This is a genomic window from Pantoea sp. WMus005, assembly GCF_013415305.1.
Classification (GTDB): domain Bacteria; phylum Pseudomonadota; class Gammaproteobacteria; order Enterobacterales; family Enterobacteriaceae; genus Pantoea; species Pantoea rara.
In genome coordinates this window covers 2,037,921-2,061,572 of sequence record NZ_JACBXU010000001.1, presented here as the reverse complement: position 1 = coordinate 2,061,572, position 23,652 = coordinate 2,037,921, and the positions used below count along the sequence as shown (strand labels likewise).

The 23,652-nt window shown below is 55.1% G+C and carries 24 protein-coding genes and 1 other annotated feature; of the genes, 14 read left to right on the top strand and 10 right to left on the bottom strand.

The features are described from left to right. Positions 1-82 precede the first annotated feature (82 nt). Positions 83-436: a hypothetical protein gene (locus tag HZZ01_RS09485; RefSeq protein WP_179896708.1), complete on the bottom strand. Its 354-nt coding sequence runs from the start codon at positions 434-436 to the stop codon at positions 83-85. A gap of 340 nt (positions 437-776) precedes the next feature. On the opposite strand from HZZ01_RS09485, the gene HZZ01_RS09480 reads away from it, so the two are divergent. The 3 genes from HZZ01_RS09480 to HZZ01_RS09470 are packed head-to-tail and all read left to right on the top strand — an operon-like array spanning position 777 to position 3,175. Next, a complete protein-coding gene (locus HZZ01_RS09480; protein ID WP_179896706.1) occupies positions 777-1,445 on the top strand; it encodes a metal ABC transporter ATP-binding protein in 669 nt (222 codons plus the stop codon). Further along, entirely contained in the window at positions 1,442-2,281 is an 840-nt protein-coding gene (locus HZZ01_RS09475; RefSeq protein ID WP_179896704.1) for a metal ABC transporter permease, read from the top strand. The genes HZZ01_RS09480 and HZZ01_RS09475 overlap by 4 nt, the downstream gene beginning before the upstream one ends. 15 nt (positions 2,282-2,296) lie before the next feature. After that, a complete protein-coding gene (locus tag HZZ01_RS09470) occupies positions 2,297-3,175 on the top strand; it encodes a metal ABC transporter substrate-binding protein (RefSeq protein ID WP_179896702.1) in 879 nt (292 codons plus the stop codon). 45 nt (positions 3,176-3,220) lie between these two features. On the opposite strand, the gene ykgO is transcribed toward HZZ01_RS09470, so the two are convergent. The 4 genes from ykgO to HZZ01_RS09450 all read right to left on the bottom strand — a co-directional run bounded on the left by ykgO (position 3,221) and on the right by HZZ01_RS09450 (position 8,154). Next, positions 3,221-3,361: a type B 50S ribosomal protein L36 gene (gene ykgO, locus HZZ01_RS09465; protein WP_179896699.1), complete on the bottom strand. Its 141-nt coding sequence runs from the start codon at positions 3,359-3,361 to the stop codon at positions 3,221-3,223. An 11-nt stretch (positions 3,362-3,372) separates the two neighbouring features. Beyond that, positions 3,373-3,627 carry a type B 50S ribosomal protein L31 gene (locus tag HZZ01_RS09460; protein WP_136196485.1) on the bottom strand — a complete coding sequence of 85 codons (255 nt, stop codon included), beginning with the start codon at positions 3,625-3,627 and terminating at the stop codon, positions 3,373-3,375. Positions 3,628-3,788: 161 nt separating this feature from the next. Further along, a complete protein-coding gene (locus HZZ01_RS09455) occupies positions 3,789-6,944 on the bottom strand; it encodes an efflux RND transporter permease subunit (RefSeq protein WP_179896697.1) in 3,156 nt (1,051 codons plus the stop codon). A 16-nt stretch (positions 6,945-6,960) separates the two neighbouring features. Continuing rightward, on the bottom strand, positions 6,961-8,154 hold the full coding sequence (locus HZZ01_RS09450; RefSeq protein ID WP_179896695.1) for an efflux RND transporter periplasmic adaptor subunit: 1,194 nt from the start codon (positions 8,152-8,154) through the stop codon (positions 6,961-6,963). A gap of 142 nt (positions 8,155-8,296) precedes the next feature. On the opposite strand from HZZ01_RS09450, the gene acrR reads away from it, so the two are divergent. After that, entirely contained in the window at positions 8,297-8,935 is a 639-nt protein-coding gene (gene acrR, locus HZZ01_RS09445) for a multidrug efflux transporter transcriptional repressor AcrR (RefSeq protein ID WP_179896693.1), read from the top strand. Here acrR and rsmS read toward each other — a convergent pair. The 3 genes from rsmS to priC are packed head-to-tail and all read right to left on the bottom strand — an operon-like array spanning position 8,932 to position 9,926. After that, positions 8,932-9,084 (bottom strand): pleiotropic regulatory protein RsmS, encoded by a 153-nt coding sequence (gene rsmS / locus HZZ01_RS09440; RefSeq protein WP_179896691.1) that lies wholly within the window; start codon positions 9,082-9,084, stop codon positions 8,932-8,934. The genes acrR and rsmS overlap by 4 nt on opposite strands. A gap of 8 nt (positions 9,085-9,092) precedes the next feature. After that, positions 9,093-9,338: a hypothetical protein gene (locus tag HZZ01_RS09435; protein WP_179896689.1), complete on the bottom strand. Its 246-nt coding sequence runs from the start codon at positions 9,336-9,338 to the stop codon at positions 9,093-9,095. Between the two features lie 57 nt (positions 9,339-9,395). Beyond that, positions 9,396-9,926, bottom strand: a complete 531-nt coding sequence (gene priC, locus HZZ01_RS09430) for a primosomal replication protein PriC (RefSeq protein WP_179896686.1) — start codon at positions 9,924-9,926, stop codon at positions 9,396-9,398. Between the two features lie 57 nt (positions 9,927-9,983). On the opposite strand from priC, the gene HZZ01_RS09425 reads away from it, so the two are divergent. From HZZ01_RS09425 to htpG, 6 genes are all read left to right on the top strand, one after another. After that, positions 9,984-10,373 carry a DUF454 family protein gene (locus HZZ01_RS09425; protein WP_179896684.1) on the top strand — a complete coding sequence of 130 codons (390 nt, stop codon included), beginning with the start codon at positions 9,984-9,986 and terminating at the stop codon, positions 10,371-10,373. 144 nt (positions 10,374-10,517) lie between these two features. Then, the gene (gene apt, locus HZZ01_RS09420; RefSeq protein WP_179896681.1) at positions 10,518-11,069 is read left to right on the top strand and encodes an adenine phosphoribosyltransferase; all 552 of its coding nucleotides are present in this window, start codon (positions 10,518-10,520) and stop codon (positions 11,067-11,069) included. Between the two features lie 157 nt (positions 11,070-11,226). Beyond that, positions 11,227-13,311, top strand: coding sequence for a DNA polymerase III subunit gamma/tau (gene dnaX, locus HZZ01_RS09415; protein ID WP_179896679.1), 2,085 nt, complete (start codon positions 11,227-11,229; stop codon positions 13,309-13,311). Beyond that, positions 12,653-12,714 (top strand) — a sequence feature (DnaX frameshifting element). Its footprint overlaps the gene before it by 62 nt. A gap of 55 nt (positions 13,312-13,366) precedes the next feature. Next, complete coding sequence (locus HZZ01_RS09410) at positions 13,367-13,699, top strand: YbaB/EbfC family nucleoid-associated protein (protein WP_003850423.1); 333 nt, start codon at positions 13,367-13,369, stop codon at positions 13,697-13,699. Next, positions 13,699-14,304, top strand: a complete 606-nt coding sequence (recR, locus tag HZZ01_RS09405; protein WP_136198751.1) for a recombination mediator RecR — start codon at positions 13,699-13,701, stop codon at positions 14,302-14,304. Before HZZ01_RS09410 ends, recR begins: the two co-directional genes overlap by 1 nt. 97 nt (positions 14,305-14,401) lie before the next feature. Further along, on the top strand, positions 14,402-16,276 hold the full coding sequence (htpG, locus tag HZZ01_RS09400) for a molecular chaperone HtpG (protein ID WP_179896677.1): 1,875 nt from the start codon (positions 14,402-14,404) through the stop codon (positions 16,274-16,276). 56 nt (positions 16,277-16,332) lie between these two features. Here the strand turns inward: htpG and HZZ01_RS09395 are convergent, their stop codons facing one another. Next, a complete protein-coding gene (locus HZZ01_RS09395; protein WP_179896675.1) occupies positions 16,333-17,202 on the bottom strand; it encodes a LysR substrate-binding domain-containing protein in 870 nt (289 codons plus the stop codon). A 187-nt stretch (positions 17,203-17,389) separates the two neighbouring features. On the opposite strand from HZZ01_RS09395, the gene HZZ01_RS09390 reads away from it, so the two are divergent. From HZZ01_RS09390 to HZZ01_RS09375, 4 genes are all read left to right on the top strand, one after another. Continuing rightward, positions 17,390-18,274 carry a DUF6024 family protein gene (locus HZZ01_RS09390; RefSeq protein WP_179896673.1) on the top strand — a complete coding sequence of 295 codons (885 nt, stop codon included), beginning with the start codon at positions 17,390-17,392 and terminating at the stop codon, positions 18,272-18,274. Positions 18,275-18,379: 105 nt separating this feature from the next. Further along, positions 18,380-19,024 carry an adenylate kinase gene (gene adk, locus HZZ01_RS09385; RefSeq protein WP_090963185.1) on the top strand — a complete coding sequence of 215 codons (645 nt, stop codon included), beginning with the start codon at positions 18,380-18,382 and terminating at the stop codon, positions 19,022-19,024. 113 nt (positions 19,025-19,137) lie between these two features. Then, positions 19,138-20,097: a ferrochelatase gene (gene hemH, locus HZZ01_RS09380; protein ID WP_179896671.1), complete on the top strand. Its 960-nt coding sequence runs from the start codon at positions 19,138-19,140 to the stop codon at positions 20,095-20,097. 57 nt (positions 20,098-20,154) lie between these two features. Continuing rightward, positions 20,155-21,456, top strand: a complete 1,302-nt coding sequence (locus HZZ01_RS09375) for an inosine/guanosine kinase (protein ID WP_179896669.1) — start codon at positions 20,155-20,157, stop codon at positions 21,454-21,456. Positions 21,457-21,519: 63 nt separating this feature from the next. Here HZZ01_RS09375 and ybaL read toward each other — a convergent pair whose 3' ends face one another. Next, positions 21,520-23,214 carry a YbaL family putative K(+) efflux transporter gene (ybaL, locus tag HZZ01_RS09370; protein WP_179896667.1) on the bottom strand — a complete coding sequence of 565 codons (1,695 nt, stop codon included), beginning with the start codon at positions 23,212-23,214 and terminating at the stop codon, positions 21,520-21,522. Positions 23,215-23,652: the final 438 nt, after the last annotated feature.

Genomic DNA, 23,652 nt, shown 5'->3' with positions numbered 1-23,652 from the left:
GCGATTATTCGGGCAGTTATTAAACGGGATATCTTAAAGATAGTGTAAAACCATTAGTTCTGCTCACCTCCATTACTAAATATTACAATTCATCACCGGGTGAGGGTTGCTCATTCTCAATCACATCAAACTCAAGTACACCGGGCTTAATGTAGAAATTCACCTGCTCAGACTGCGTGACCGTTTCATTTAAATCCTGACAAGGACTAAATAAATTCCAGTCAAAATCGTAAAGTAATTTAAAACTATTCAGATCCTGGTATTCAACCGAAACGATTTTTAAACTGCCTGGAACTAACTGCGCATTCTGAGAGTACCAGCGTAAATCACCTACCAGCAAATCTGTTATTTTGAGAATATTCCGCTGAACAACCCCGGCTATTTTTGCGCAATCCATTTCGCCTGCATCAATATCACATTCAATTCGTGACAGCATATCTCATCCGCTTATAACCGTTAATAAACCTATCATTGGTTTTCCGCAACAGGTTTGCAAGTCAGGTGAGCACAAAAACGTCAGTTTATAAAACAGGCCAGACGTATTAGCAGGCTGTTTCACGGTTGTGCGGCTGACAGTCAGTTCAGGGAGAATTTATCTTTTGATACACAATCACGCGTTTAACTAACGACAACATCCGATATATTATTGTTATGTTATAACATATTGGTGAAGTGATGCGTCAGAGTGGATTACTTATGTCATTGGGTGGGCGACTGGCTATCGCACTGCTATTCATTGTGCTGCTTGCTGTGGCGATAAAATGGGGGATCAGCGCATGATCCGGTTTAACGCACTTCGCGCAGGCTATCAGGGACAGGTTGTTACTCCCGCCATTCATGGTCAGCTCGGAACTGGCTCGATGACAGCCCTGGTCGGCGCTAACGGTAGCGGCAAATCAACGCTGTTAAAAACCATCGCGGGCTTACTGCCACCGATAGCGGGGCGCTGCGAGCTGCAGGTTGCGCGCCGGGATATTGGCTGGATGCCGCAGCGCACTGAACTGGAGACGCGCTTTCCCCTGACGGTATTTGAACTGGTCTCAATTGGCTGCTGGCCACGCTGCGGTTGGTTCGGCGGCATCAACCGGGTACTGCATCGCGAGATCTGGCAGGCGCTGGAAGCAGTGCAGATGAGTGATTATGCGGATGCGCAGCCCGCGACCTTATCCGGTGGTCAACTCCAGCGGGTATTATTCGCGCGGCTGATGTTGCAGCGTAGCCAACTCTGGCTGCTGGATGAGCCTTTTAACGGCATTGACAGCCAGACGGTAACATTACTGATGTCGATACTTGAACAGCAACAGCAGGCTGGCACAACGCTGTTGGTGGTGCTGCACGATCGTCCGCTGGTGGCGCGCTACTTCAGTAACGTCATGTCGATGGATGAAAGTGATGTCAGCTGCACCTGCCTCTCTGTTTCCCCCCTTCGGAGTCGTGCGCCGTGACCCTGATACAGCCTTTTATTGAGTTTGGTTTTATGCGGCGTGCGCTGGTCGCCTGTGTCGCGCTGGCCGTCAGTGCCACACCGCTCGGCGTATTTCTCTCGCTGCGTCGTATGAGCCTGATTGGCGATGCGTTATCACATGCAGTGTTACCCGGTGCCGCCATTGGCTATCTGATTTCGGGACTGTCACTGGTCGCAATGGGTATCGGCGGCCTGATCGCTGGTTTAGCCGTGGCGCTGCTCTCCGGCGCGGTGAGTCGATACACGCCCTTAAAAGAAGATGCCAGTTTTGCCGGGTTCTATCTTGGCTCACTGGCGCTGGGCGTCACGCTGGTCTCACTCCGCGGCTCAAGCGTGGATCTGCTGCACGTTCTGTTTGGCTCGCTGCTGGCGGTGGATAATGCTGCACTGTTGCTGGTCGGCGGCATCGCCGCCTTTACGCTGATTATGCTGGCGATCATTTATCGTCCGCTGGTCATTGATGCGTTTGACAGTGACTTCCTGCGGGCGCAGGGAAAATGGAGCGCACCGCTGGTGCATGGTCTGTTTTTAATGCTGGTGGTGCTGAATCTGGTGGCGGGCTTTCAGGTGCTGGGCACACTGATGTCAGTGGGGTTAATGATGCTGCCCGCCGCCAGCGCCCGTTTCTGGAGCCGCCATCTTGCCGCGATGCTGGTTATCGCCATTTTCATGGCAATGATTTCAGCCCTGGCTGGACTGATGCTCTCCTGGCACTTTTCATTACCGGCCGGTCCCGCTGTGGTGCTGAGCGCTGCCATGCTGTTTTTTTTCTCCATTCTTGCAGGGCCATGCGGCGGGATTTTGCGCCGCCATTAATCTTAAGGGGTATCTATGAAAAAATTACCGGTTAGCCTGGCGCTCGCTGCGCTGTTTGCCACGCCACTGGCGATGGCAAAAACGGTCGATGTGGTGGCCAGTTTTACCGTGCTGGCAGACATTGTTAAACAGGTCGGCGGCGATCATGTCAACGTAAAAAGCCTGGTGGGTCCGAATGGCGATCCCCACACGTTTGAACCAACGCCCCAGGATAGCCAGGCGCTGGCGAAGGCCGATCTGGTATTTGTCAGCGGGCTCGGGCTTGAAGGATGGATGGATCGGTTAGTCAGCGCGTCGGGGTATCGCGGCGAGCCTGTGGTCGCCTCAACGGGCGTGACCACCCGCAGCATGGACGAGGATGGCAAAACCGTTACCGATCCTCACGCCTGGAACAGCATGCAGAACGGCGTTATTTACACGACCAATGTGATGAATGCGCTGGTTAAAGCTGACCCGGAGGATGCGCCAGCAATCCGTCAGCGCGGGCAGAAATACATACAGCAACTTCAGGCGCTGGATAGCTGGGCAAAAACGGCCTTTGATGCTGTGCCTGCAGACAAGCGTAAGGTGCTGACCAGTCACGATGCGTTTGGTTACTTTGGACAGCGCTATGGCGTGACGTTTCTGGCGCCAGTCGGGTTCTCTACGGAAGCGGAAGCGAGTGCCAGCAACGTGGGTAGCTTAATCAACCAGCTGAAGCAGCAGCACATTCACCGCTATTTCATTGAGAATCAGACCGACCCGCGCCTGGTGAAGCAGATTGCCAGCGCCACCGGCGCCGAGCCGGGTGGTGAGCTTTATCCGGAAGCGTTATCCACTGCCTCTGGCCCGGCGGCGACCTATCAGGCCGCTTTTAAACACAACGTGAATGCGATGCTGAAGAGCATGCGCTAAGCATAAAAAAGGCCGGGCAAGCCCGGCCAGTCATCACGACACAAACTAGCGTTTATTCTTTCTTCCCTGTACGGCTTTAAAGCGTGGATTCGTTTTACAGATAACGTAAATCCGGCCCTTGCGGCGCACCACTTTACAATCCCGATGACGACGTTTTGCTGAACGCAGCGAGCTTAATACCTGCATGACTCTCTCCCTTATTTACGGCCAAGAAAGCGCCCGAAACGCTGATTAAAGCGCGCGGTGCTGCCCTCTTTAGCAAAGTCTTTCTGTTTACCGGTGTAGAAAACGTGTGAAGCTGACGACACATCCAGGGTGACGTAGGGCAGCGTTTCGCCTTCGAACTCCACGGTACGATCGGTTTTGATGGTGGATCCAATTTTGAACCAGACATCCGCTGATGTGTCATGGAAGACCACGTGACGATAATGAGGATGGATATTCGCTTTCATAATTCGCACCTATGTAATGTTATAATATTACATTATTATGCGCCGCACCTTTCGGGATTGCAACTGCCGCAGCGCTGGTTCAGGTGAAGTGGCAGGCGAGAAGGAGGGGGGAATGGCAGGCAAAAAAAAGGCCGCTTGCGCGGCCTCAGATGATTTACAGCTTAGTGAGTCTGGTCAGATTCAACCGGATGACCGTTCGCTGATTCTTCTTTTTTCTTGCCAAAGCGGCGGCGCACCACCACAAAGAACACAGGAACGAAGAAGATTGCCAGGATGGTCGCGGTAACCATACCACCGATTACGCCTGTACCTACCGCGTTCTGCGAACCGGAGCCAGCACCGGTACTGATCGCCAGCGGCAGTACCCCGAGGATAAACGCCAGTGACGTCATCAGGATAGGACGCAGACGCATACGGCACGCTTCCAGCGCGGCCTCAATCAGCCCTTTGCCTTCTTTATCCATCAAATCTTTAGCAAATTCGACAATAAGGATGGCGTTCTTGGTTGAGAGGCCGATGGTTGTCAGTAACCCCACCACGAAGTAGACGTCATTACTCAGGCCACGCAGGGTGGTGAAGAGCAGCGCACCAATAACCCCGAGCGGAACGACCAGCATGACCGAGAAGGGAATCGACCAGCTCTCGTACAGTGCGGCGAGACACAGGAAGACCACAATCAGCGAGATGGCATAGAGCGCTGGAGCCTGGTTGCCCGACAGGCGTTCCTGATAGGACATGCCTGTCCAGTCATAGCCGATACCGGCAGGCAGTTTCGCCGCCAGCTCTTCCATCAGGTCCATTGCCGCACCTGAACTTTTACCTGGCGCAGCCTGTCCCAGGATTTCCATCGCAGGCAAGCCGTTGTATCGCTCAAGACGTGGTGAACCGTACTGCCATTTCGCCGTAGAGAAGGAAGAGAAGGGCACCATGGTTCCGCTGCTGTTACGCACGTACCATTTGCCAATGTCGTCCGGCAGCATGCGTGAATCCGCTTTACCCATCACGTAAACTTTCTTCACGCGACCACGGTCGATGAAGTCATTGACGTAGGATCCACCCCAGGAGGCGGCCAGCGTGGTATTGATGTCACTCAGTGACACACCCAGCGCCTGTGCTTTTTCCTGATCGATCATCAGCTTGTACTGCGGTGTATCTTCCATACCGTTCGGGCGCACGCCAACCAGCGTATCAGGATGCTGGGCAATCATGCCGAACAGCTGATTACGCGCTTCCGTCAGCTTATCGTGGCCAAGGTTATTCTGGTCGATCAGCTCAAAGTCGAAGCCGGTCGCGTTACCCAGTTCGATAATGGCTGGCAGGTTGAAAGGAATAACCATGGCATCTTTGATTGCGCCCAGCGCCTGCATGGCACGGCCAGCAATCGCCGGAACCTTCATGTCGGCACCGGTACGCTCATCCCATGGCTTGAGACTGACGAAGGCAATACCGGTGTTCTGTCCACGACCGGCAAAGCCAAAGCCGTTAACGGTGAACACCGATTTGACCGAGTCTTTCTCCTGCGTCAGGAAGTAATCCGTCACCTGATCCAGGACTTTCTGAGTACGTTCCTGGGTTGCACCAGCAGGCAGCTGCGCCTGAGCCAGCAGCAGACCCTGATCCTCTTCCGGTAAGAAGGAAGAGGGCAGGCGCATAAACAGAAACGCCATACCGACCACGATCACCAGGTAGATCACCATATAGCGACCTGTGCTGCGAACCATGTGACCCACACCATCCACATAGTGATTAGTGCTTTTGTCGAACATACGGTTGAACCAGCCGAAGAAACCGGTGGTTTTGCCGTGCTCGCCTTTTTTAATCGGCTTGAGCATGGTGGCACAGAGTGCCGGCGTCAGAATAAAGGCGACCAGCACCGATAGCGCCATGGCCGACACGATAGTGATGGAGAACTGACGGTAAATAACACCGGTCGACCCCCCAAAGAACGCCATTGGAATAAATACGGCGGCCAGCACCAGCGCGATACCGACCAGTGCGCCCTGGATCTGCTCCATGGAACGTTTGGTCGCCTCTTTTGGCGGTAATCCTTCTTCCGCCATCACGCGCTCAACGTTCTCGACCACCACGATGGCATCATCCACCAGCAAGCCGATGGCCAGTACCATCCCGAACATCGTCAGGGTGTTTATCGAATAACCAAACGCACCGATAACGGCAAACGTACCCAGCAACACCACGGGTACCGCGATGGTCGGAATAAGCGTGGCGCGGAAGTTCTGCAGAAACAGGTACATGACCAGGAACACCAGCACAATCGCTTCGATCAGCGTTTTCACTACTTCGAAAATCGAGATCTTAACGAACGGCGTGGTGTCATACGGATAGACCACTTTCAATCCGTCCGGGAAGGTCGGCTGCAATTTGGCCAGTTCTTCTTTCACCGCATTGGCGGTATCCAGCGCATTCGCACCGGTGGCCAGCTTGATACCGATACCGGACGCAGGCTTGCCATTATAACGGGCAACGATCTCGTAGTTTTCTGCGCCGAGTTCAATCCTTGCCACATCACGCAGACGAACCTGAGAACCATCTTCGTTCACTTTGAGCAGGATTTTGCCGAACTCATCCGTTGAGGTCAGACGGGTTTGCGCAATGATCGAGGCGTTGAGCTGCTGTCCCGGCACCGGAGGCGTACCCCCTAACTGACCGGCAGCGACCTGGGTGTTCTGGGTGTTCAGCGCACTGATCACATCAACCGGCGTCAGGTTGTAGTTGTTCAGCTTGTGCGGATCCATCCAGATACGCATCGCGTACTGCGCACCAAATACCTGGGTATCACCCACACCTTTGGTTCGGCTGATGGGATCTTTGATAGATGACGAAATGAAATCAGAAATATCATTCTGCGTCATATTGACATCGTCGCTGATGAAGCCCGCAACCATCAGGAAGCTACTGGAGGATTTTTTGACCTGAATCCCCTGTTGCTGTACTTCCTGCGGTAGCAGCGGCGTGGCCAGCTGCAGTTTGTTCTGCACCTGAACCTGCGCGATGTCCGCATCTGTGCCTGACTCAAAGGAGATGGTCAGCGTCAGCGTGCCGGAGGAGTCGCTGCTCGAGGACATATACATCAGTCCATCGATACCGTTCATGTTCTGCTCAATAACCTGAGTTACTGAATCCTGCAGCGTTTTGGCATCCGCACCAGGGTAGGTGGCCTGAATCTCAATCGCCGGCGGCGCAACATTGGGATATTGCTCGATCGGAAGTTTGAGAATCGATAGCGCACCAACCAACATGATGATGATGGCGAGCACCCACGCAAAGATGGGGCGATCGATAAAGAACTTAGCCATGAATCAACGGCTCCTGTTATGACGATGACTTGTCAGACTGCGGCTTTGAACCGGGTGCCGCTTTCGCATCGTCTGAGACTTCTTGTGGGGTAACCTGTGCGCCCGGCTTGGCTCGCTGCAGACCCGTGCTGATTACACGCTCACCCGCTTTAACGCCGTCGGTGACTAACCATTTGTCGCCAATCGCCTGAGAGGTGGTGACCTGACGGGCTTCCACTTTGTTGTCTGCACCTACCACCATGACTGTTGCCTGACCGGTTGGGGTCCGGGCTACCGCCTGCTGCGGAACCAGCAATGCATTTGGATTGGTGCCTTCATCCAGACGCGCGCGAACAAACATGCCCGGTAAGAGAGCATGGTTCGGGTTCGGGACAATGGCGCGCAGGGTGATAGAACCGGTGGTCTCATCGACAGTGACGTCAGAGAACTCCAGCGTACCTGTCTGTGGATAGCTGCTGCCGTTCTGCATCAGCAGGGTCACATTGGCTTTGCCATCGTTCTGCTTCAGCTGACCCGACTCCAGTTCTGAACGTAAGCGCATGAAATCTTCGCTCGACTGGGTAACGTCGACATACATTGGATCCAGTTGCTGCACGGTAGCCAGCGCGGTGGTTTGAGCGTTTTGTACCAGCGCACCTTCCGTTACAGAAGATTTGCCAATGCGGCCACTGATAGGCGAGGTAACTTTGGTGTAAGCCAGATTAATGCGGGCTGTTTCCACATTGGCTTTTGCAACCTGAACGGCGGCATCGTTTTGCGCCGCAGTGGCAACGGCAGTGTCGTAATCCTGCTGACTGATATATTTAGTACCGAGTAACGGCTTATAACGTTTGACGGTCAGTTGAGCGATTCGTGCATTAGCCTGCGCCTGAGTTAAATCACCTTTGGCGCTGTCATAGGCGGCCTGATAAGTAGCAGGATCGATCTGATAAAGAGACTGACCTGCTTTGACATCACTGCCTTCAATAAAATTACGTTTCAGAATGATACCGGAAACCTGCGGACGGACTTCGGCAACACGATATGCCGAGGTGCGGCCAGGTAATTCAGTCGAGATTTTCAGGGGTTCAGTTTTCAGTGTGACAACCCCCACTGCTGGCGGTTGCTGGGCGGCTTGTTCGGATTTATTGTTGTCACATCCTGTTAACAAAAAGCTGCCTGATAGCATCAGGACGGCCGCCAGAGGCGATAATCCTCTGATTTTATTCATAAATAAACCTCTAGTGTCCGATATCAAATGGTCAATGGATCACAAACTGAAAAACCCATTGCTGTGGCAAGTCGCAGGTCATGCTATGGTACATACATTCACAAATGTATGTAAACTTACCTGTTTGTAAAAAAAGCCCACTATGGCACGAAAAACCAAAGCGCAAGCACTTGAAACACGACATCAAATTCTTGATGCCGCTATTGTTCTGTTTTCACAGCAAGGTGTCTCAGCCACTTCTCTGGCAGAGATTGCAACCGCAGCCAGCGTTACGCGTGGGGCTATCTACTGGCATTTCAAAAATAAAGCCGATGTATTACATGAAATATGGCTTCGTTGCGATGCTGGTCTGGACGATGTGGAACTTGAGTATCAGACAAAATACCCTGGCGATCCACTCTCTGTGTTGCGCGCAATGCTGGTCTATATCTTTGATGCGACTGCAAAGGATCCCCAACGCCGCGCGTTGATGGAAATCATTTTCCATAAATGCGAATTTGTAGGCGAAATGTCGGCCCTGAAGAATATTCAGCAGAGCTTACTCCTGGAATGCTACGACAAAATTGAAGATGTCCTGCGTCAGTGTATTGAAGCCGGGCAACTTCCGGGCAGTCTCAGCACGCGTCAGGCCGCACTTATCCTGCGTGGTTACGTCAACGGTATGATGGAAAGCTGGCTGTTTGCGCCAGACAGTTTTGATTTAGCTGCTGACGCGCCCATTCTGACCAATGCTTTTATTGATATGCTGCGCCTCAGTCCGACGCTGACGGCCCGCCGCTAAGCCGGCTGACGATCGCGCTTGTTCTCGTAATCGCGCTGCACCATAGCCAGCGCGGAGAGCACGGTTTCCACCGGGAGTTGGTGCTCTTCCAGTAGCTGAATCAGATCAACAGCCAGCTTCACGTCGTCAGGGGCGTTTTCCAGTGACATCTTTTCTCCTAAATACGTAATCGGGCTGCGACCAGCAGCATCAGTAAGGCGCCGAGAATCGCCATGCCAAGTGCGCCGATATGTAGCGTTGCCAGCGTGCCCAGTTCAAAATAGGTGGCGATATAACCGCCAATCAGTGCGCCGATCATCGACAGCGTCAGGGTCGCCATCAGGCCGCCGGGTCGTCCCGGCATCAGCAAACGCTTAAGCAACCCCAGCAGTAGCCCGCATATCAGCCAGCTCAGTAAGCCCATTTTTCATCTCCGCGCAGAATTACACCCAGTATAGAAGCGCTTTTGTCACGGTACGCTTTATTCGCTGTGCTCGCCACCGCGCAATGAAGAGGCCCATTCGACAGAACGAATTGCCTGCCGACAGCGCGCCAGTCTTCCCTCTAACGTTTCCAAATCCTGCTTAAGCTGACGCTGGACCGCCAGCGTCCCGGCCAGCGCCAGCCGCTGCTCACGCTGATCAATCATCGCCAGTAAACGCCGCTCAAATTCCCGGTACTCCTGATATTTTGAAGCGCGTGGGTTCTTAACGGGCTGTTCGCGTCGGGTACGCAGCTGCTGGGTACTCGCCTCCCGTTGCAGGGCGGCAATCTGATCGACCAGACGTTCAGCCAGCCAGGCCGAGCGGGCCAGATCGTCACTGTTATCGCACAGCCGGGCGAAATTTTGTTCTACTTCCAGCAGGTAATCCGCCAGTCGCGTGCCCTTGGTGTGAAACAGCTGCGTGTCAAAGCGTGGCAGGCGACAAACCCCATCAGAATGGCGGGCAATCTCCTGACGCAGGTCGACAAGGAGCTGTTGCAGGCGCTGTTGCACGGCGTTCGCACTCATTGCATGGTGCCCGGTTGTGCTAACGTAAGCGGATGAGGAAAGAGCTGGACGGGATTCATGCAACGCATTCTGTTATTAACCCTCGGCTGGCTGGCAATTGTGCTGGGGACGCTGGGCATTGTATTACCTTTATTACCTACCACGCCATTCATGCTGCTGGCGGCCTGGTGTTTTGCCCGTTCATCGCCGCGTTTCCATCACTGGCTGCTGTGGAAATCGCCATTTGGCCGTTATCTGCGCCACTGGCAACAGCATCGCGCAATGCCGCCGGGAGCCAAAGTACGCGCTATCTGCCTGATAGTCGCCTCTTTTACGCTTTCACTTTTCCTGGTGCATCAGCTCTGGGTCCGCATCATGTTGCTCATCATGCTGGCTGCGCTACTGCTGTTTATGTGGCGTATTCCGGTGGTGGCAGAAGCAGCGGACGCACCGAAGTCGCCGCGATAAAGTTGCATTTAGCCGGTCATTTGCTTAGATTTGGGCGTCTTCGTGCGTGGCTTCCCTTTGTGAATTGACTTCCGCTGAGCCTTTTACCAGGTATTAGCGCTTTTGAAGCTGCGCGAAACAGAATTTTTTACCAGGCGTATCATTATGACCGACACTGCGCAGCAGCTTGAATTCATTAAAAACAGCATTAAAAGTATTCCCGATTATCCTAAGCCAGGCATCCTGTTCCGCGATGTCACCAGCCTGCTGGAAGATCCCAAAGCCTATGCCGCGTCTATAGCGCTGCTGGTTGAGCGTTACCGTAATAAAGGCATCACTAAAGTGGTGGGTACGGAAGCGCGTGGTTTCCTGTTTGGTGCACCGGTGGCATTAGGTCTTGGCGTCGGTTTTGTTCCGGTGCGTAAGCCCGGCAAACTGCCGCGTGAGGTCTACAGCGAATCCTATGAGCTGGAATATGGCACCGATAAACTGGAATTGCACAAAGATGCCATCCAGCCAGGCGACCTGGTGCTGGTGGTTGATGACCTGCTGGCGACCGGCGGAACCATTGAAGCGACGGTTAAACTGATTCGTCGTGCAGGCGGTGAAGTGAAAGACGCAGCCTTCATTATTAACCTGTTCGATCTGACCGGTGAATCGCGTCTCAGTGCCCTGGGCATTGAGAGCTACAGCCTGGTCAAATTCCCCGGCCACTAAGCCACGCTTTCGGCCTTGCCAACCGGCGAGGCCGTCACGCCTTCGGCGTCAAGATAACGAGTGCCAGCCAAAAGCGTAGCTGATAGACTACTGCAATCTTATACAGGGGTTGCAGAGCGTCTGCGCTCATCTTTCCATCCAACTTCGTCGAACCCACATGAGCTATCAGGTACTTGCGCGAAAATGGCGTCCCCAGGCTTTTGCTGATGTTGTCGGTCAGGAACATGTTCTGACGGCGCTGGCGAATGGATTGTCTCTGGGACGCATCCATCATGCTTATCTCTTCTCCGGCACCCGCGGCGTAGGGAAAACCACCATTGCGCGTCTGCTGGCCAAAGGCCTTAACTGTGAAACCGGTATCACCGCCACGCCCTGTGGTCAGTGTGATAATTGCCGTGAGATCGAGCAGGGCCGCTTTGTCGATTTGATTGAAATTGACGCCGCATCGCGTACCAAAGTTGAAGATACCCGCGATCTGCTCGACAACGTGCAGTACGCGCCGGCGCGTGGCCGCTTCAAGGTCTATCTGATCGATGAAGTGCACATGCTGTCACGTCACAGCTTCAATGCGCTGTTGAAGACGCTGGAAGAACCCCCTTCACACGTTAAATTCCTGCTGGCGACCACCGATCCGCAGAAACTACCCGTGACCATTCTTTCGCGTTGCCTGCAGTTCCACCTCAAAGCGCTGGATGTTGACCAAATCCGTCAGCAGCTTGAGCATGTTCTGAAGCAGGAACAGATTGAGAGTGAAACCCGGGCGCTGCAGCTTCTGGCACGGGCCGCCGATGGCAGTATGCGCGATGCGCTGAGCCTGACCGATCAGGCCATTGCTATGGGGCAGGGGGCTGTGACCAGCAGTACGGTCAGCATCATGCTCGGCACACTGGATGATGAACAGCCGCTTGGGCTACTGGAAGCGCTGGTGGACGGCGACGGTCAGCAGGTGATGAACCTGCTGAGCCAGGCCGCCTCTCGCGGGGTGGAATGGGAGGCGCTGCTGGTCGAGATGCTGCGCCTGCTGCACCAGATCGCAATGGTGCAGCTGCTGCCAGCTTCGCTCAACGACGACGATGAGAGCAACGCCCTGCGGCTGCGGGAACTGGCACGCGTGGTACCGCCTGCCGATCTGCAACTCTATTACCAGACGCTGTTGATGGGCCGCAAGGATCTGCCTATTGCGCCCGATCGCCGCATGGGTGTAGAGATGACATTGCTGCGCGCACTGGCGTTTCATCCTAAAGCTGATGTGGCTGAACCCATTGCACGTCCTGTGTTAACTCAGCAGATGGCACCTGTCATTCCGGCGCAGACCTCACCGGCAGCCTCAGCGCCTTCGCCGGGTGCACGAAACATGGCAGCACAGCCAGCCACATCGTCACCTGCAGCCGCGATGCCGTCTCAGACAACGTCGTCCGTGGCTCAGCAGCCGACGCCTGCGCCGCAACAGCCGGTTGCCGCTCAGCCGCAGATGGCCGCGCCCGATGCCGCTCAGCAGCCTGCGCCGCCGCCGGATGCAGCACATGATGCGCCACTCTCAAGTTCCACCAGTCAGCTCCTGCAGGCGCGCACTCAGCTGTTGCGTCAGGGAGCGAACAAGCCAAAAAAGAGTGAGCCGGCAGCGCCAGGTGCGCGGCCGGCCAACTCCGCGCTGGAGCGTCTGGCCTCGGTCACCGAGCGCAGTCAGCAGCGTATCCGCGATCGCGAGCCTGCCGCCCCGGTAAAAGAGGAAGCGTACCGCTGGAAAGCGGTCAATCAGACGGTCGTAGTGGCGGAGCCGGTCGCGACGCCTAAGGCCTTGCGTTCCGCACTGGAGCATGAGAAAACCCCTGAGCTGGCGGCGCGTCTGGCGGAAGAAGCACAGCAGCGCGATCCGTGGGCCGCAGAGATTGCAACACTGCCGCTGCCGAAACTGGTGCAGCAGCTGGCGTTGAATGCCTGGAAAGAGACCACCGAAAATGGGGTCTGTCTGCATTTACGCAGTAGCCAGCGTCACCTTAATTCACCCTCGGCGCAGCAGGTGTTAAGTGATGCGCTGAGTGATCGTGCCGGGCAGAAAGTTGAACTCTCTGTCGTTGAAGACGATAATTCATCGGTGTTGACGCCACTGGAGTGGCGTCAGGCCATTTACGAAGAGAAACTGGCGCAGGCGCGTCAGTCGATCACCTGTGATACCCACATCCAGACGCTGCAGCGATTTTTTGATGCCGATCTGGATGAGGAGAGTATCCGACCTGTTTGAACACGCTGCTGCTATCGTAATGATAGCGTTGTAGCCTTAGCTGAGAGAGAAAACTATGTTTGGTGGTAAAGGCGGATTGGGTAACCTGATGAAACAGGCCCAGCAGATGCAGGACAAAATGGCCAAGGTGCAGGAAGAGATCGCCGCGATTGAAGTGACCGGTGAATCGGGTGCTGGCCTGGTGAAAGTCACCATTAACGGCGCGCACAACTGCCGTCGTGTGGAAGTCGATCCCAGCCTGCTGGAAGATGACAAAGATATGCTGGAAGATTTAATTGCCGCGGCGTTCAACGATGCGGCACGTCGCATTGATGAAACCCAGAAAGAGAAGATGGCGTCTGTCTCCTCAGGCATGCAGCTGCCACCAGGCTTTAAGATGCCGTTCTGATGCAAACCAGTCCACTGCTTGAATCATTGATGGAGTCGCTGCGCTGTCTGCCTGGCGTTGGGCCAAAATCGGCGCAGCGCATGGCTTTTCAGCTGCTGCAGCGCGATCGCAGCGGTGGCATGCGGCTGGCACAGGCACTGACCCGGGCGATGTCGGAGATCGGACACTGTTCTGATTGCCGGACATTTACCGAGCAGGAAATTTGCACCATCTGCGCCAATCCACGGCGTCAGCAGAATGGTCAAATCTGCGTGGTGGAAAGCCCGGCAGATATCCACGCCATTGAGCAAACCGGCCAGTTTGGCGGTCGCTACTTTGTGCTGATGGGACATCTCTCGCCGCTCGACGGCATCGGTCCGGCTGATATTGGCCTGGATCGTCTGGAGCAGCGTCTGGAGAGTGAAAACCTGCAGGAAGTGATCCTCGCCACCAACCCGACGGTGGAAGGTGAGGCAACCGCGAACTACATTGCTGAGCTCTGTGGCCAGTATGGCGTCGACGCCAGCCGTATCGCACACGGCGTGCCGGTAGGCGGAGAGCTGGAGATGGTGGATGGCACCACGCTGTCTCACTCACTGGCGGGTCGCCAGAAGTTTAAATTTTAATCACTTGCCGGTGTTGTGAAAGACACCGGCTTGAAAATCCCCGCGTCATCCCCACATCAACCTCAACGTTTGTTCAACCTGTTTTGTTGAGGTAGCAATGACCATGAAAGGACAAGAGACCCGTGGCTTTCAGTCGGAAGTAAAACAACTTCTGCATCTGATGATCCATTCTCTCTATTCAAACAAAGAAATTTTCCTGCGTGAGCTGATCTCCAACGCCTCGGATGCCGCAGATAAACTGCGCTTCCGCGCCCTGTCAGATTCCAGCCTGTATGAAGGTGATGGCGAGCTACGTGTTCGTCTCTCTGTTGATAAGGACAACCGTACGCTGACGCTTAGCGACAATGGTATCGGTATGCGTCGCGATGAGGTCATTGAGAACCTCGGGACTATCGCCAAATCAGGCACCAAATCTTTCCTGGAATCCCTGGGCTCCGATCAGGCTAAAGACAGCCAGCTGATCGGTCAGTTCGGTGTCGGTTTCTACTCTGCGTTTATCGTGGCGGATAAAGTCACGGTGCGTACCCGTGCCGCTGGCGCATCAGCCGATGAGGGTGTGTTCTGGGAATCAGCGGGCGAGGGCGAATATACCCTGGCGGAGATTGAGAAAGCCGATCGCGGCACCGAGATCACCCTGCATCTGCGCGAAGGCGAGGATGAGTTCCTGGACGCATGGCGCGTGCGCAGCATCATCAGCAAATATTCCGATCACATCGCGCTGCCGGTTGAGATCGAGAGCAAAGATGAAGAAGGCGAAGGCACGCACTGGGAGAAGATCAACAAAGCCCAGGCGCTGTGGACCCGCAATAAATCTGAGATCAGCGACGACGAGTACAACGAGTTCTACAAGCATATCGCCCATGACTACAGCGACCCGGTCGCCTGGAGCCACAATCGGGTGGAAGGTAAGCAGGAGTACACCAGCCTGCTCTACATTCCGGCGCGTGCGCCATTCGATATGTGGAACCGCGATCTGAAGCATGGCCTGAAACTCTACGTGCAGCGCGTCTTTATCATGGATGACGCTGAGCAGTTTATGCCGAACTACCTGCGCTTTGTGCGTGGCCTGATTGACTCCAACGATCTGCCGCTGAACGTCTCCCGCGAGATCCTGCAGGATAGCCGTGTGACCCAGAGCCTGCGTGCTGCGCTGACTAAGCGTACTCTGCAGATGCTGGAAAGACTGGCGAAAGAGGACAACGAGAAATACCAGACTTTCTGGAATGAATTCGGTCTGGTGCTGAAAGAAGGTCCGGCGGAAGATAATGCCAACCAGGAAACGATCGCTAAGCTGCTGCGCTTCGCCACCACCCAGAGTGACGGTTCGGCACAGACTATTTCGCTGGAAGACTACGTCAGCCGCATGGTGGAAGGTCAGGAGAAGATTTACTACATCACGGCTGACAGCTATGCCGCCGCGAAGAGCAGCCCGCATCTGGAGCTGTTCCGCAAGAAAGGTATTGAGGTGCTGCTGCTCTCCGATCGTATCGACGAATGGATGATGAGCTACCTGACCGAGTTCGATGGTAAAACCTTCCAGTCGGTCAGCAAAGCAGATGACTCGCTGAGCAAGCTGGCGGATGAAGAGACCGAAGAGCAGAAAGAGGCGGAAAAAGCGCTGGAGCCTTTTGTTGAGCGTGTGAAAAATCTGCTGGGCGAACGCGTGAAAGAGGTGCGTCTGACGCATCGTCTGACCGACACGCCAGCGATTGTGACGACCGATGCCAACGAGATGACCACGCAGATGGCGAAGCTGTTTGCGGCGGCCGGACAGGAAGTGCCGGAAGTGAAGTACCTGTTTGAAATCAACCCGGATCACCCGCTGGTGAAACGTGTTGCGGATACGCAGGATGAAGCACGCTTCGGTGAATGGATTGAGCTGCTGCTGGATCAGGCGTTGCTGGCAGAACGCGGTACACTGGACGATCCTAACCAGTTTATCCGTCGCATGAACCAGCTGCTGACCGCATAACGGCAACAGGCCAGATGCAGTCATCAAAATCAAGCCGGTGATCATCACCGGCTTTTTTATGGCTGTCCGGCATCCCGCAGCCAGGCACGAAACACACTAATCTCTGTATCCTGACGCCGGCTCTGCTTCGTCATCATCCAGGTCGCCCGCTCGACGCGGACAAAGCCAAGCGGCGCAAGCAGCGTGCCATCCTCCAGCTCTTTGCGAACCAGTAAACGCGGCGCCATCAGAACGCCAAGACCGCTTCGTGCGGCCTGAATGCCCAGCGTCAGCGTTTCAAAATGCTTGCCACCGTTTAAACGGCCACTGTGCCCGGTTTTTGCCGCCCACTCTGACCATGCATGCAGTCGGGTATCCGCATGCAGCAAGGTCATCCTTGCCAGATCATTGCCGACACGTAACTGCGAGGCCAGATGCGGCGCGCAGAGCGGCCCAATCTCATCCTCGCTCACCAGGGTCGCGTCGATATCCGGTTCAGGTGGATCGCCGTGACTGAGGATCAGCACATCCACATGTTCGCTGCGAAGTTGCGAGATCGGTGCCAGCGGCAGAAAGTGAACCTCAATCTCCGGATAGCACTGATAAAAGCTGGCGATGCGAGGAATGAGCCATTGAGATAAAAAGCTGGGGGCACAGGAAATCCGAATCTGCTGAAGCAGGCCGGTGCGAATGTTCTCGCAGCTGCTGCGTAACTCACTAAAGGCCTGCTGACAGCTCACCAGCAGGTGATCGCCGTGTGAAGTCAGTTTCACGCGTCCATTGCTGCGGACAAAAAGCGGTTTGCCCATCCAGCTTTCCAGTTGGCGAATCTGGTGGCTGATAGCGCTGTGCGTGACATGCAGATGTTCGGCCGCCACACTAAAGCTGCTGTGTAAGGCTGCCTGGTGAAAATAGTGCAGCGCTCTCAGTGGCGGCAGTCCGTTCATCCTTATCCCCTGTGCAAAAATCTCACAGCGATTGTCAATTTATATCATTTCAAAGTCCAGCCGCATTGACCTACTCTGTAGGGCAAATTATGGCGGGTTGACTCAGCCTTATATCTGTGATTTCACTCGGATATTCCGCCTCGCCTGACCTGCGCTTACGCCGCACACTCCCTGAAGCGAGACAGCCATGGCACACGGCCCTTTATCCTCTGAAACATCAGCAGAGGCGCGCCATCGGTTACGCCTGGCGCTCTCACGCTTTTACCGGCTGGAGCAGTTTGATCTCTTCTTCGCGCCTTCACTCCATGTGGCGCAGGTGCTACTTTCTCAGCTGTTTCTTCGGCAGGAACAGGCGCGCAATCAGCACCGTTATGCCTCACGTTATCCGGTCACCGAACTCAACAATCTGCCAGCGGTTCCGCTGATAGCGGGCACTATCAGGCTGGTCCCGCATGTCGAATTGCCCAATGGTCGTGTGCGCCCGCTGCAGGATTGCCAGAATCAGGGCGTGACAGAAGCGAGCGAGAGTTTTGCCAGCGTGCTGCATCAGAAACTGATCGACGAAGCCCATCTGTTTGTGACCCGACTGGATCGCCATGCTGAGATCTGCAGCGATCTGGTGCTGGTGGCATTGCGAACACATGACTTCAGTACGCTGGTTCGCAGCGAACTACGGCTGTTTGAACAGGGACTGACCCTGACCGCCATGCACGAGGCGCTGCGCCGCATCGACGATCCGCAATGGCGACCTTACAATGCCGCCACTGTCGATGCGCTTTCCCTGTCAGCCCCGCTGTCGCTGAACTCCTGCCATCAGCCCGGATTGCCGTTTGCCAGCTTTAACGTCCCGCCCTCGCTGATCGCTGCGTTGTCAGATGCGGAAGATGTGGTGAAATGGCCGCAGCTGGCGAGGCTGCAGCTGACTGCTAATGTGCGCGGCAGCGGCAAAAAAAGCGTCAATATGACGCACCATCTGAGTCGGCGACTGCAATTCCTGCTCAGCGCAGGCGGTAAATCTGAAAAAGCAGCAGGCAGGCCAGGTGGGTCGGGGTCAGGGCCAAAAAGCGACTAAAGTCGCCCCGCGCGATCCGCGCCCTTCCTTGTGATGAGCGGGTCATAATGGTATGTTCTTCCGCTTCTAAGATAGATCAATGCGATTCGCAAGGGGATTTACGCAATGCGTATTATTCTGCTCGGAGCTCCGGGCGCAGGTAAGGGGACTCAGGCCCAATTCATCATGGAGAAGTACGGCATTCCGCAAATCTCCACCGGCGACATGTTGCGTGCAGCAGTAAAAGCAGGCAGCGAGCTGGGCAACCAGGCGAAAGCCATCATGGATGCTGGCAAACTGGTGACCGATGAGCTGGTGATTGCGCTGGTTAAAGAGCGTATCACTCAGGAAGACTGCAAAAACGGTTTCCTGCTGGACGGTTTCCCGCGCACCATTCCTCAGGCAGATGCAATGAAAGAAGCCGGGATCAAAGTTGATCACGTGCTGGAGTTTGCCGTACCGGACGAACTGATCGTTGAACGTATCGTGGGCCGTCGCGTTCACGCGCCATCTGGCCGCGTTTATCACGTCACCTTTAATCCACCGAAAGTGGAAGGTAAAGATGATCTGACAGGCGAAGAGCTGACCACACGTAAAGATGATCAGGAAGAGACCGTGCGTAAGCGCCTGGTGGAATACCATCAGATGACCGCACCGTTGATTGCTTACTACAGCAAAGAAGCGGAAGCAGGCAACACCGCCTATCACAAAATCGATGGCACCCGTAAGGTGACCGAAGTGAGTGCCGAGCTGGCTAAGATCCTGGGCTAAGCCCAATGGGGCCGGTATTACTGGCCCCTTTTGCAGCGATTGCTTTTACCTCCCCCTGATTCCGCTACAATTTCCCTGTTTTCACGCATCCCCGTTGTCAGCAAGGAACTCAAATGAGGCAAGATCAGCCCGGCGTATTATTGGTTAATTTAGGCACGCCAGACGCCCCAACCACACCTGCAGTTAAACGCTATCTGAAACAGTTTTTAAGCGATCCGCGCGTTGTCGATGCGCCGCGCTGGCTCTGGTGGCCGGTTCTCAATGCCGTCATTCTGCCGTTTCGTTCGCCGCGCGTTTCTAAGCTTTATACATCCGTCTGGATGGAAGGCGGCTCACCGCTGCTGGTTTACAGCATGCGTCAGCGCCATGCCCTGGCGGCACGGGTCGATATGCCGGTTGAGCTGGGTATGAGCTATGGCAACCCGAGCCTGAAAAGTGCAGTCGATAAGCTGATGGCGCAGGGCGTAACCCGCCTGATTGTGCTGCCGCTCTATCCGCAGTTCTCCTGCTCTACCGTGGCCGCGGTGTGGGATGGTCTGACCGCCGTATTCAATGATTACCGTTCGCTACCTGACGTGCAGTTTATTCGCGACTACGCCGAACATCCGGCCTATATCGCTGCGCTGAAAGCGACGGTGGAGCGCTCATTTCAGCGGCACGGTCAGCCCGATCTGCTGGTGTTGTCGTTCCACGGCATTCCGCAGCGTTTTGCCAACGAAGGCGATGACTACCCGCAGCGCTGTGCGGATACCACGGCGGCCCTGGTTAAAGCGCTGGGTCTGCGTGACGATCAGTACATGATGACCTTCCAGTCACGTTTTGGTCGTGAGCCCTGGCTGATGCCTTACACCGACAAAACTATGGAAAGCTTACCCGCCAAAGGGATCAAACATGTTCAGGTGATGAGCCCGGGATTCTCGTCTGACTGTCTTGAGACGCTGGAGGAGATCAGTGGTGAAAACTGCGAAATTTTCCTGCATGCCGGTGGAGAAAAGTTTGAGTATATCCCTGCGCTGAACGCCGACGAGGCGCATATCGACATGATGGTGCAGTTGGTCGACGCACGCCGTTAAAGTGCAGGCGGAGAGTGTGATATCATTCTCCGTCTGTTTTTCCAGACGGCAGTCCCGATGAAATTTCCCGGCAAACGCAAATCCAAACACTACTTTCCTGTCAGCGCACGCGATCCCCTGTTACAGCCGGCCCAGCACGACATTGATGCTGGCAGCTGGGTGGTAGGTATCGATCAGACGCTGGTGGATATCGAAGCCAAAGTCGATGACGACTTTCTCGCACGTTACGGCCTGAGTGCCGGGCACTCACTGGTCATCGATAATGCCGTCGCGGAAGCGTTGTACAACGAGTTGATGCGCGAGGCGCTGATCACCCATCAGTTCGCCGGTGGCACCATCGGTAACACGCTGCATAACTTCTCGGTCCTGGCCGATGACCGCTCCGTACTGCTGGGCGTTATGTGCAACAACATCCAGATAGGCGGCTACGCCTATCGCTATCTCTGCAACACCTCAAGCCGGGTCGATCTCAACTATCTGCAGGGCGTCGATGGTGCCATTGGCCGCTGCTTTACGCTGATTGGCGAACATGGCGAGCGAACTTTCGCTATCAGTCCCGGCCAGATGAACCAGCTGCATGCGGATAATGTCCCGGAAGAGGTAATTGCCGGAGCCTCCGCGCTGGTGCTGACCTCTTATCTGGTGCGCTGTGCCGAAGGTGAACCGATGCCGCAGGCGACGCTACGGGCAATTGAGTACGCCAAACGCCACAACGTGCCGGTGGTACTGACGCTGGGCACCAAACATGTAATTGGCGATAATCCCCAGTTCTGGCGGGATTTCCTGCGTGATCACGTCACCATCGTGGCGATGAATGAAGAGGAAGCGCTGGCGCTGACTGGCGAAGCCGATCCGCTGCTCGCCTCCAACATGGCGCTGGACTGGGTAGATCTCGTGCTCTGTACCGCTGGTCCGATTGGGCTTTACATGGCGGGCTACACCGAAGACGAGTTCAAACGCAAAACCAACCATCCGCTGTTGCCTGGCGCAATTGCTGAGTTCAACCAGTATGAGTTCAGCCGTGTGATGCGCCAGCAGGATTGCCAGCAGCCGCTGCGCATCTTCTCGCACATCGCGCCTTATATGGGCGGACCGGAAAAGATCATGAATACGAATGGCGCCGGAGATGGTGCGCTGGCGGCGTTACTGCATGACATCACCGCCAACAACTATCACAGCCTGAATGTGCCGAACTCCAGCAAACATGCGCGTCCGTATCTGACCTACTCGTCGCTGGCGCAGGTGTGTAAGTATGCTAACCGCGTCAGTTATCAGGTGCTGAATCAGCATTCGCCGCGTTTAACCCGTGGTCTGCCGGAGCGGGAAGACAGTCTGGAAGAGTCTTACTGGGATCGGTAAAGCGGGTCGTTGCCACACATAAAAAAAGCCCTTCTGAACAGAAGGGCTTTTTTTGAACACGCATCAGCGCACGACATCGCAGGGCTGTAAATCCTCGCCTTGCGTCATCTCATCCTGCAGGATTTGCAGCATACTGCTGGCAATCTCACGCTCACCCATTACGACGCGGGTGGCACCACGCTCCATGATGTATTCCACTTCATCGTCATAGTGGGCGCGGGCGATAATCTCAATATTTTGATGCTTTTCACGCGCCGCCGTTACCACTTCACCTGCTTCATAGCCATTCGGGATGGTCAGTAACAGCCAGCGGGCACAGTCGAGCCGGGCCAGCTCCATGGTGTCCGCGCGAGCTGCATTTCCCAGCACCGCTTTAATGCCTTGCTCGCGCAGCGCTTCAACCCGTGGGCGGGAGTTTTCAACCACCACCAGCGGCACATTAGCTTCAAGAAGCTTCTTACCAATCAGGCTGCCAACCCGGCCATAGCCGACAATCACCGCGTGATTGCAGAAATCTACCGGGATCTGCTTCTCATCTTCAACTGCTTCTTCCAGCGTTTGCTCTTCCATCGTCTCTGTTTTCGCCAGGAAACGCTCCAGTAGGGTAAACAGAATCGGGTTAAGCATAATCGACAGGATGGCGGCGGCCAGTACCAGGTTGCGGCCCTCATCATTCAGCAGACCCAGCGAGATACCCAGGCCGGCCAGGATAAAGGCGAACTCACCAATCTGCGCCAGGCTGACCGAAATAGTCAGAGCCGTACGACGCGAATGGCCGAGCAGCGACACCAGCAGCCAGGCGGCCATCGACTTGCCGACCACAATAATCACCAGCGCACCCAGTACCGCCAGCGGCTGCGTCACCAGAATCGACGGATCGAACAGCATGCCGACGGAGACAAAGAACAGCACGGCAAAGGCATCGCGCAGCGGCAGGGTATCGCGCGCGGCGCGGTGACTCAGTTCTGATTCGTTCAGCACCATACCGGCAAAGAAGGCACCCAGGGCAAACGACACATCGAAGAATTCAACCGCACCGAAAGCGATGCCCAGCGCCAGTGCTAATACCGCCAGCGTAAACAGCTCGCGCGAACCGGTGGCGGCGCTACGGGCGAGGATCCAGGGCACGGCACGACGACCCACGACCATCATCAGCACCATAAAGGCAGCCACTTTACCGATGGTCCACAGCAGATCCCAGGCCAGCAGTCCGGCGCTGGCGTTGCCCTGTTCCATCATGCCGGCAATCGCAGGCAGCAGCACCAGCGTCAGCACCATCACCAGATCTTCAACAATCAGCCAGCCAATCGCAATCTGTCCGCGCTGGCTATCGATAAGCTGTCGTTCCTCCAGGGCGCGCAATAACACCACGGTACTGGCGGTAGAGAGGCAGAGGCCAAATACCAGGCCGGTCATCCACGACCATCCCAGCGTCCACGACAATCCCATTCCCAGTAATGTCGCAACCGCGATCTGTGCGATGGCTCCGGGAATGGCGATCGACTTTACCGACATCAGATCTTTCATTGAGAAGTGCAGGCCGACACCGAACATCAGCAGGATAACGCCGAGTTCTGCCAGTTCAGGGGCGAGATTGGTATCAGCAACAAAGCCGGGAGTAAAGGGACCCGCCAGCACGCCTGCGAGCAGATAACCTACCAGCGGGGAGATACGCAGGCGGTGGGCAAGCATTCCAAGGAGAAATGCCAGAACCAGTGCTCCGACGATGGTAGTGATCAACGGTGTGGTGTGATGCATGCCTCTCTCCTTGTATACAAATGTATCCGGTTGTAACAAATGAGTTTAAAACAAAATCTATTCTTTCGCTGAGCAATTTGCGGGAATACCAAAAAAAACCACGTAAAAAAGCCAAATACGCAATCGAAAGGGTGTTTTTATTCATTATCCATAATATTGGCTGATTTGACGCTTTAAACCGGCCCGACTCAATAAAATTTATACGTTCTGAATGACGCTGGTGTGGCACGAATAAGGGTTAAATACGCACACAGAGTGGTTAAAGCCCATCAGCGGCACTTTTGCAGGCGTAAACAACGGTTTAACAACGTAGTTTACAGCCTGCCTCTGCCCGATTCGCAGAATCGGGCACCGTGGTGTCGCCTCCTCGCAGACACTGTCACGCTTAGCAAAGGCGGACCAGGGTAAAAAAAAGGCATCGTCAGGCACGTGAGTGTG

Bases quoted from the DNA above. Each gene is read 5' to 3' on its own strand.
- HZZ01_RS09485 (WP_179896708.1), bottom strand. From the start codon at position 436: ATGCTGTCACGAATTGAATGTGATATTGATGCAGGCGAAATGGATTGC.
- HZZ01_RS09480 (WP_179896706.1), top strand. From the start codon at position 777: ATGATCCGGTTTAACGCACTTCGCGCAGGCTATCAGGGACAGGTTGTT.
- HZZ01_RS09470 (WP_179896702.1), top strand. From the start codon at position 2,297: ATGAAAAAATTACCGGTTAGCCTGGCGCTCGCTGCGCTGTTTGCCACG.
- ykgO (WP_179896699.1), bottom strand. From the start codon at position 3,361: ATGCAGGTATTAAGCTCGCTGCGTTCAGCAAAACGTCGTCATCGGGAT.
- HZZ01_RS09460 (WP_136196485.1), bottom strand. From the start codon at position 3,627: ATGAAAGCGAATATCCATCCTCATTATCGTCACGTGGTCTTCCATGAC.
- HZZ01_RS09455 (WP_179896697.1), bottom strand. From the start codon at position 6,944: ATGGCTAAGTTCTTTATCGATCGCCCCATCTTTGCGTGGGTGCTCGCC.
- HZZ01_RS09450 (WP_179896695.1), bottom strand. From the start codon at position 8,154: ATGAATAAAATCAGAGGATTATCGCCTCTGGCGGCCGTCCTGATGCTA.
- acrR (WP_179896693.1), top strand. From the start codon at position 8,297: ATGGCACGAAAAACCAAAGCGCAAGCACTTGAAACACGACATCAAATT.
- rsmS (WP_179896691.1), bottom strand. From the start codon at position 9,084: ATGTCACTGGAAAACGCCCCTGACGACGTGAAGCTGGCTGTTGATCTG.
- HZZ01_RS09435 (WP_179896689.1), bottom strand. From the start codon at position 9,338: ATGGGCTTACTGAGCTGGCTGATATGCGGGCTACTGCTGGGGTTGCTT.
- priC (WP_179896686.1), bottom strand. From the start codon at position 9,926: ATGAGTGCGAACGCCGTGCAACAGCGCCTGCAACAGCTCCTTGTCGAC.
- HZZ01_RS09425 (WP_179896684.1), top strand. From the start codon at position 9,984: ATGCAACGCATTCTGTTATTAACCCTCGGCTGGCTGGCAATTGTGCTG.
- apt (WP_179896681.1), top strand. From the start codon at position 10,518: ATGACCGACACTGCGCAGCAGCTTGAATTCATTAAAAACAGCATTAAA.
- dnaX (WP_179896679.1), top strand. From the start codon at position 11,227: ATGAGCTATCAGGTACTTGCGCGAAAATGGCGTCCCCAGGCTTTTGCT.
- HZZ01_RS09410 (WP_003850423.1), top strand. From the start codon at position 13,367: ATGTTTGGTGGTAAAGGCGGATTGGGTAACCTGATGAAACAGGCCCAG.
- recR (WP_136198751.1), top strand. From the start codon at position 13,699: ATGCAAACCAGTCCACTGCTTGAATCATTGATGGAGTCGCTGCGCTGT.
- htpG (WP_179896677.1), top strand. From the start codon at position 14,402: ATGACCATGAAAGGACAAGAGACCCGTGGCTTTCAGTCGGAAGTAAAA.
- HZZ01_RS09395 (WP_179896675.1), bottom strand. From the start codon at position 17,202: ATGAACGGACTGCCGCCACTGAGAGCGCTGCACTATTTTCACCAGGCA.
- HZZ01_RS09390 (WP_179896673.1), top strand. From the start codon at position 17,390: ATGGCACACGGCCCTTTATCCTCTGAAACATCAGCAGAGGCGCGCCAT.
- adk (WP_090963185.1), top strand. From the start codon at position 18,380: ATGCGTATTATTCTGCTCGGAGCTCCGGGCGCAGGTAAGGGGACTCAG.
- hemH (WP_179896671.1), top strand. From the start codon at position 19,138: ATGAGGCAAGATCAGCCCGGCGTATTATTGGTTAATTTAGGCACGCCA.
- HZZ01_RS09375 (WP_179896669.1), top strand. From the start codon at position 20,155: ATGAAATTTCCCGGCAAACGCAAATCCAAACACTACTTTCCTGTCAGC.
- ybaL (WP_179896667.1), bottom strand. From the start codon at position 23,214: ATGCATCACACCACACCGTTGATCACTACCATCGTCGGAGCACTGGTT.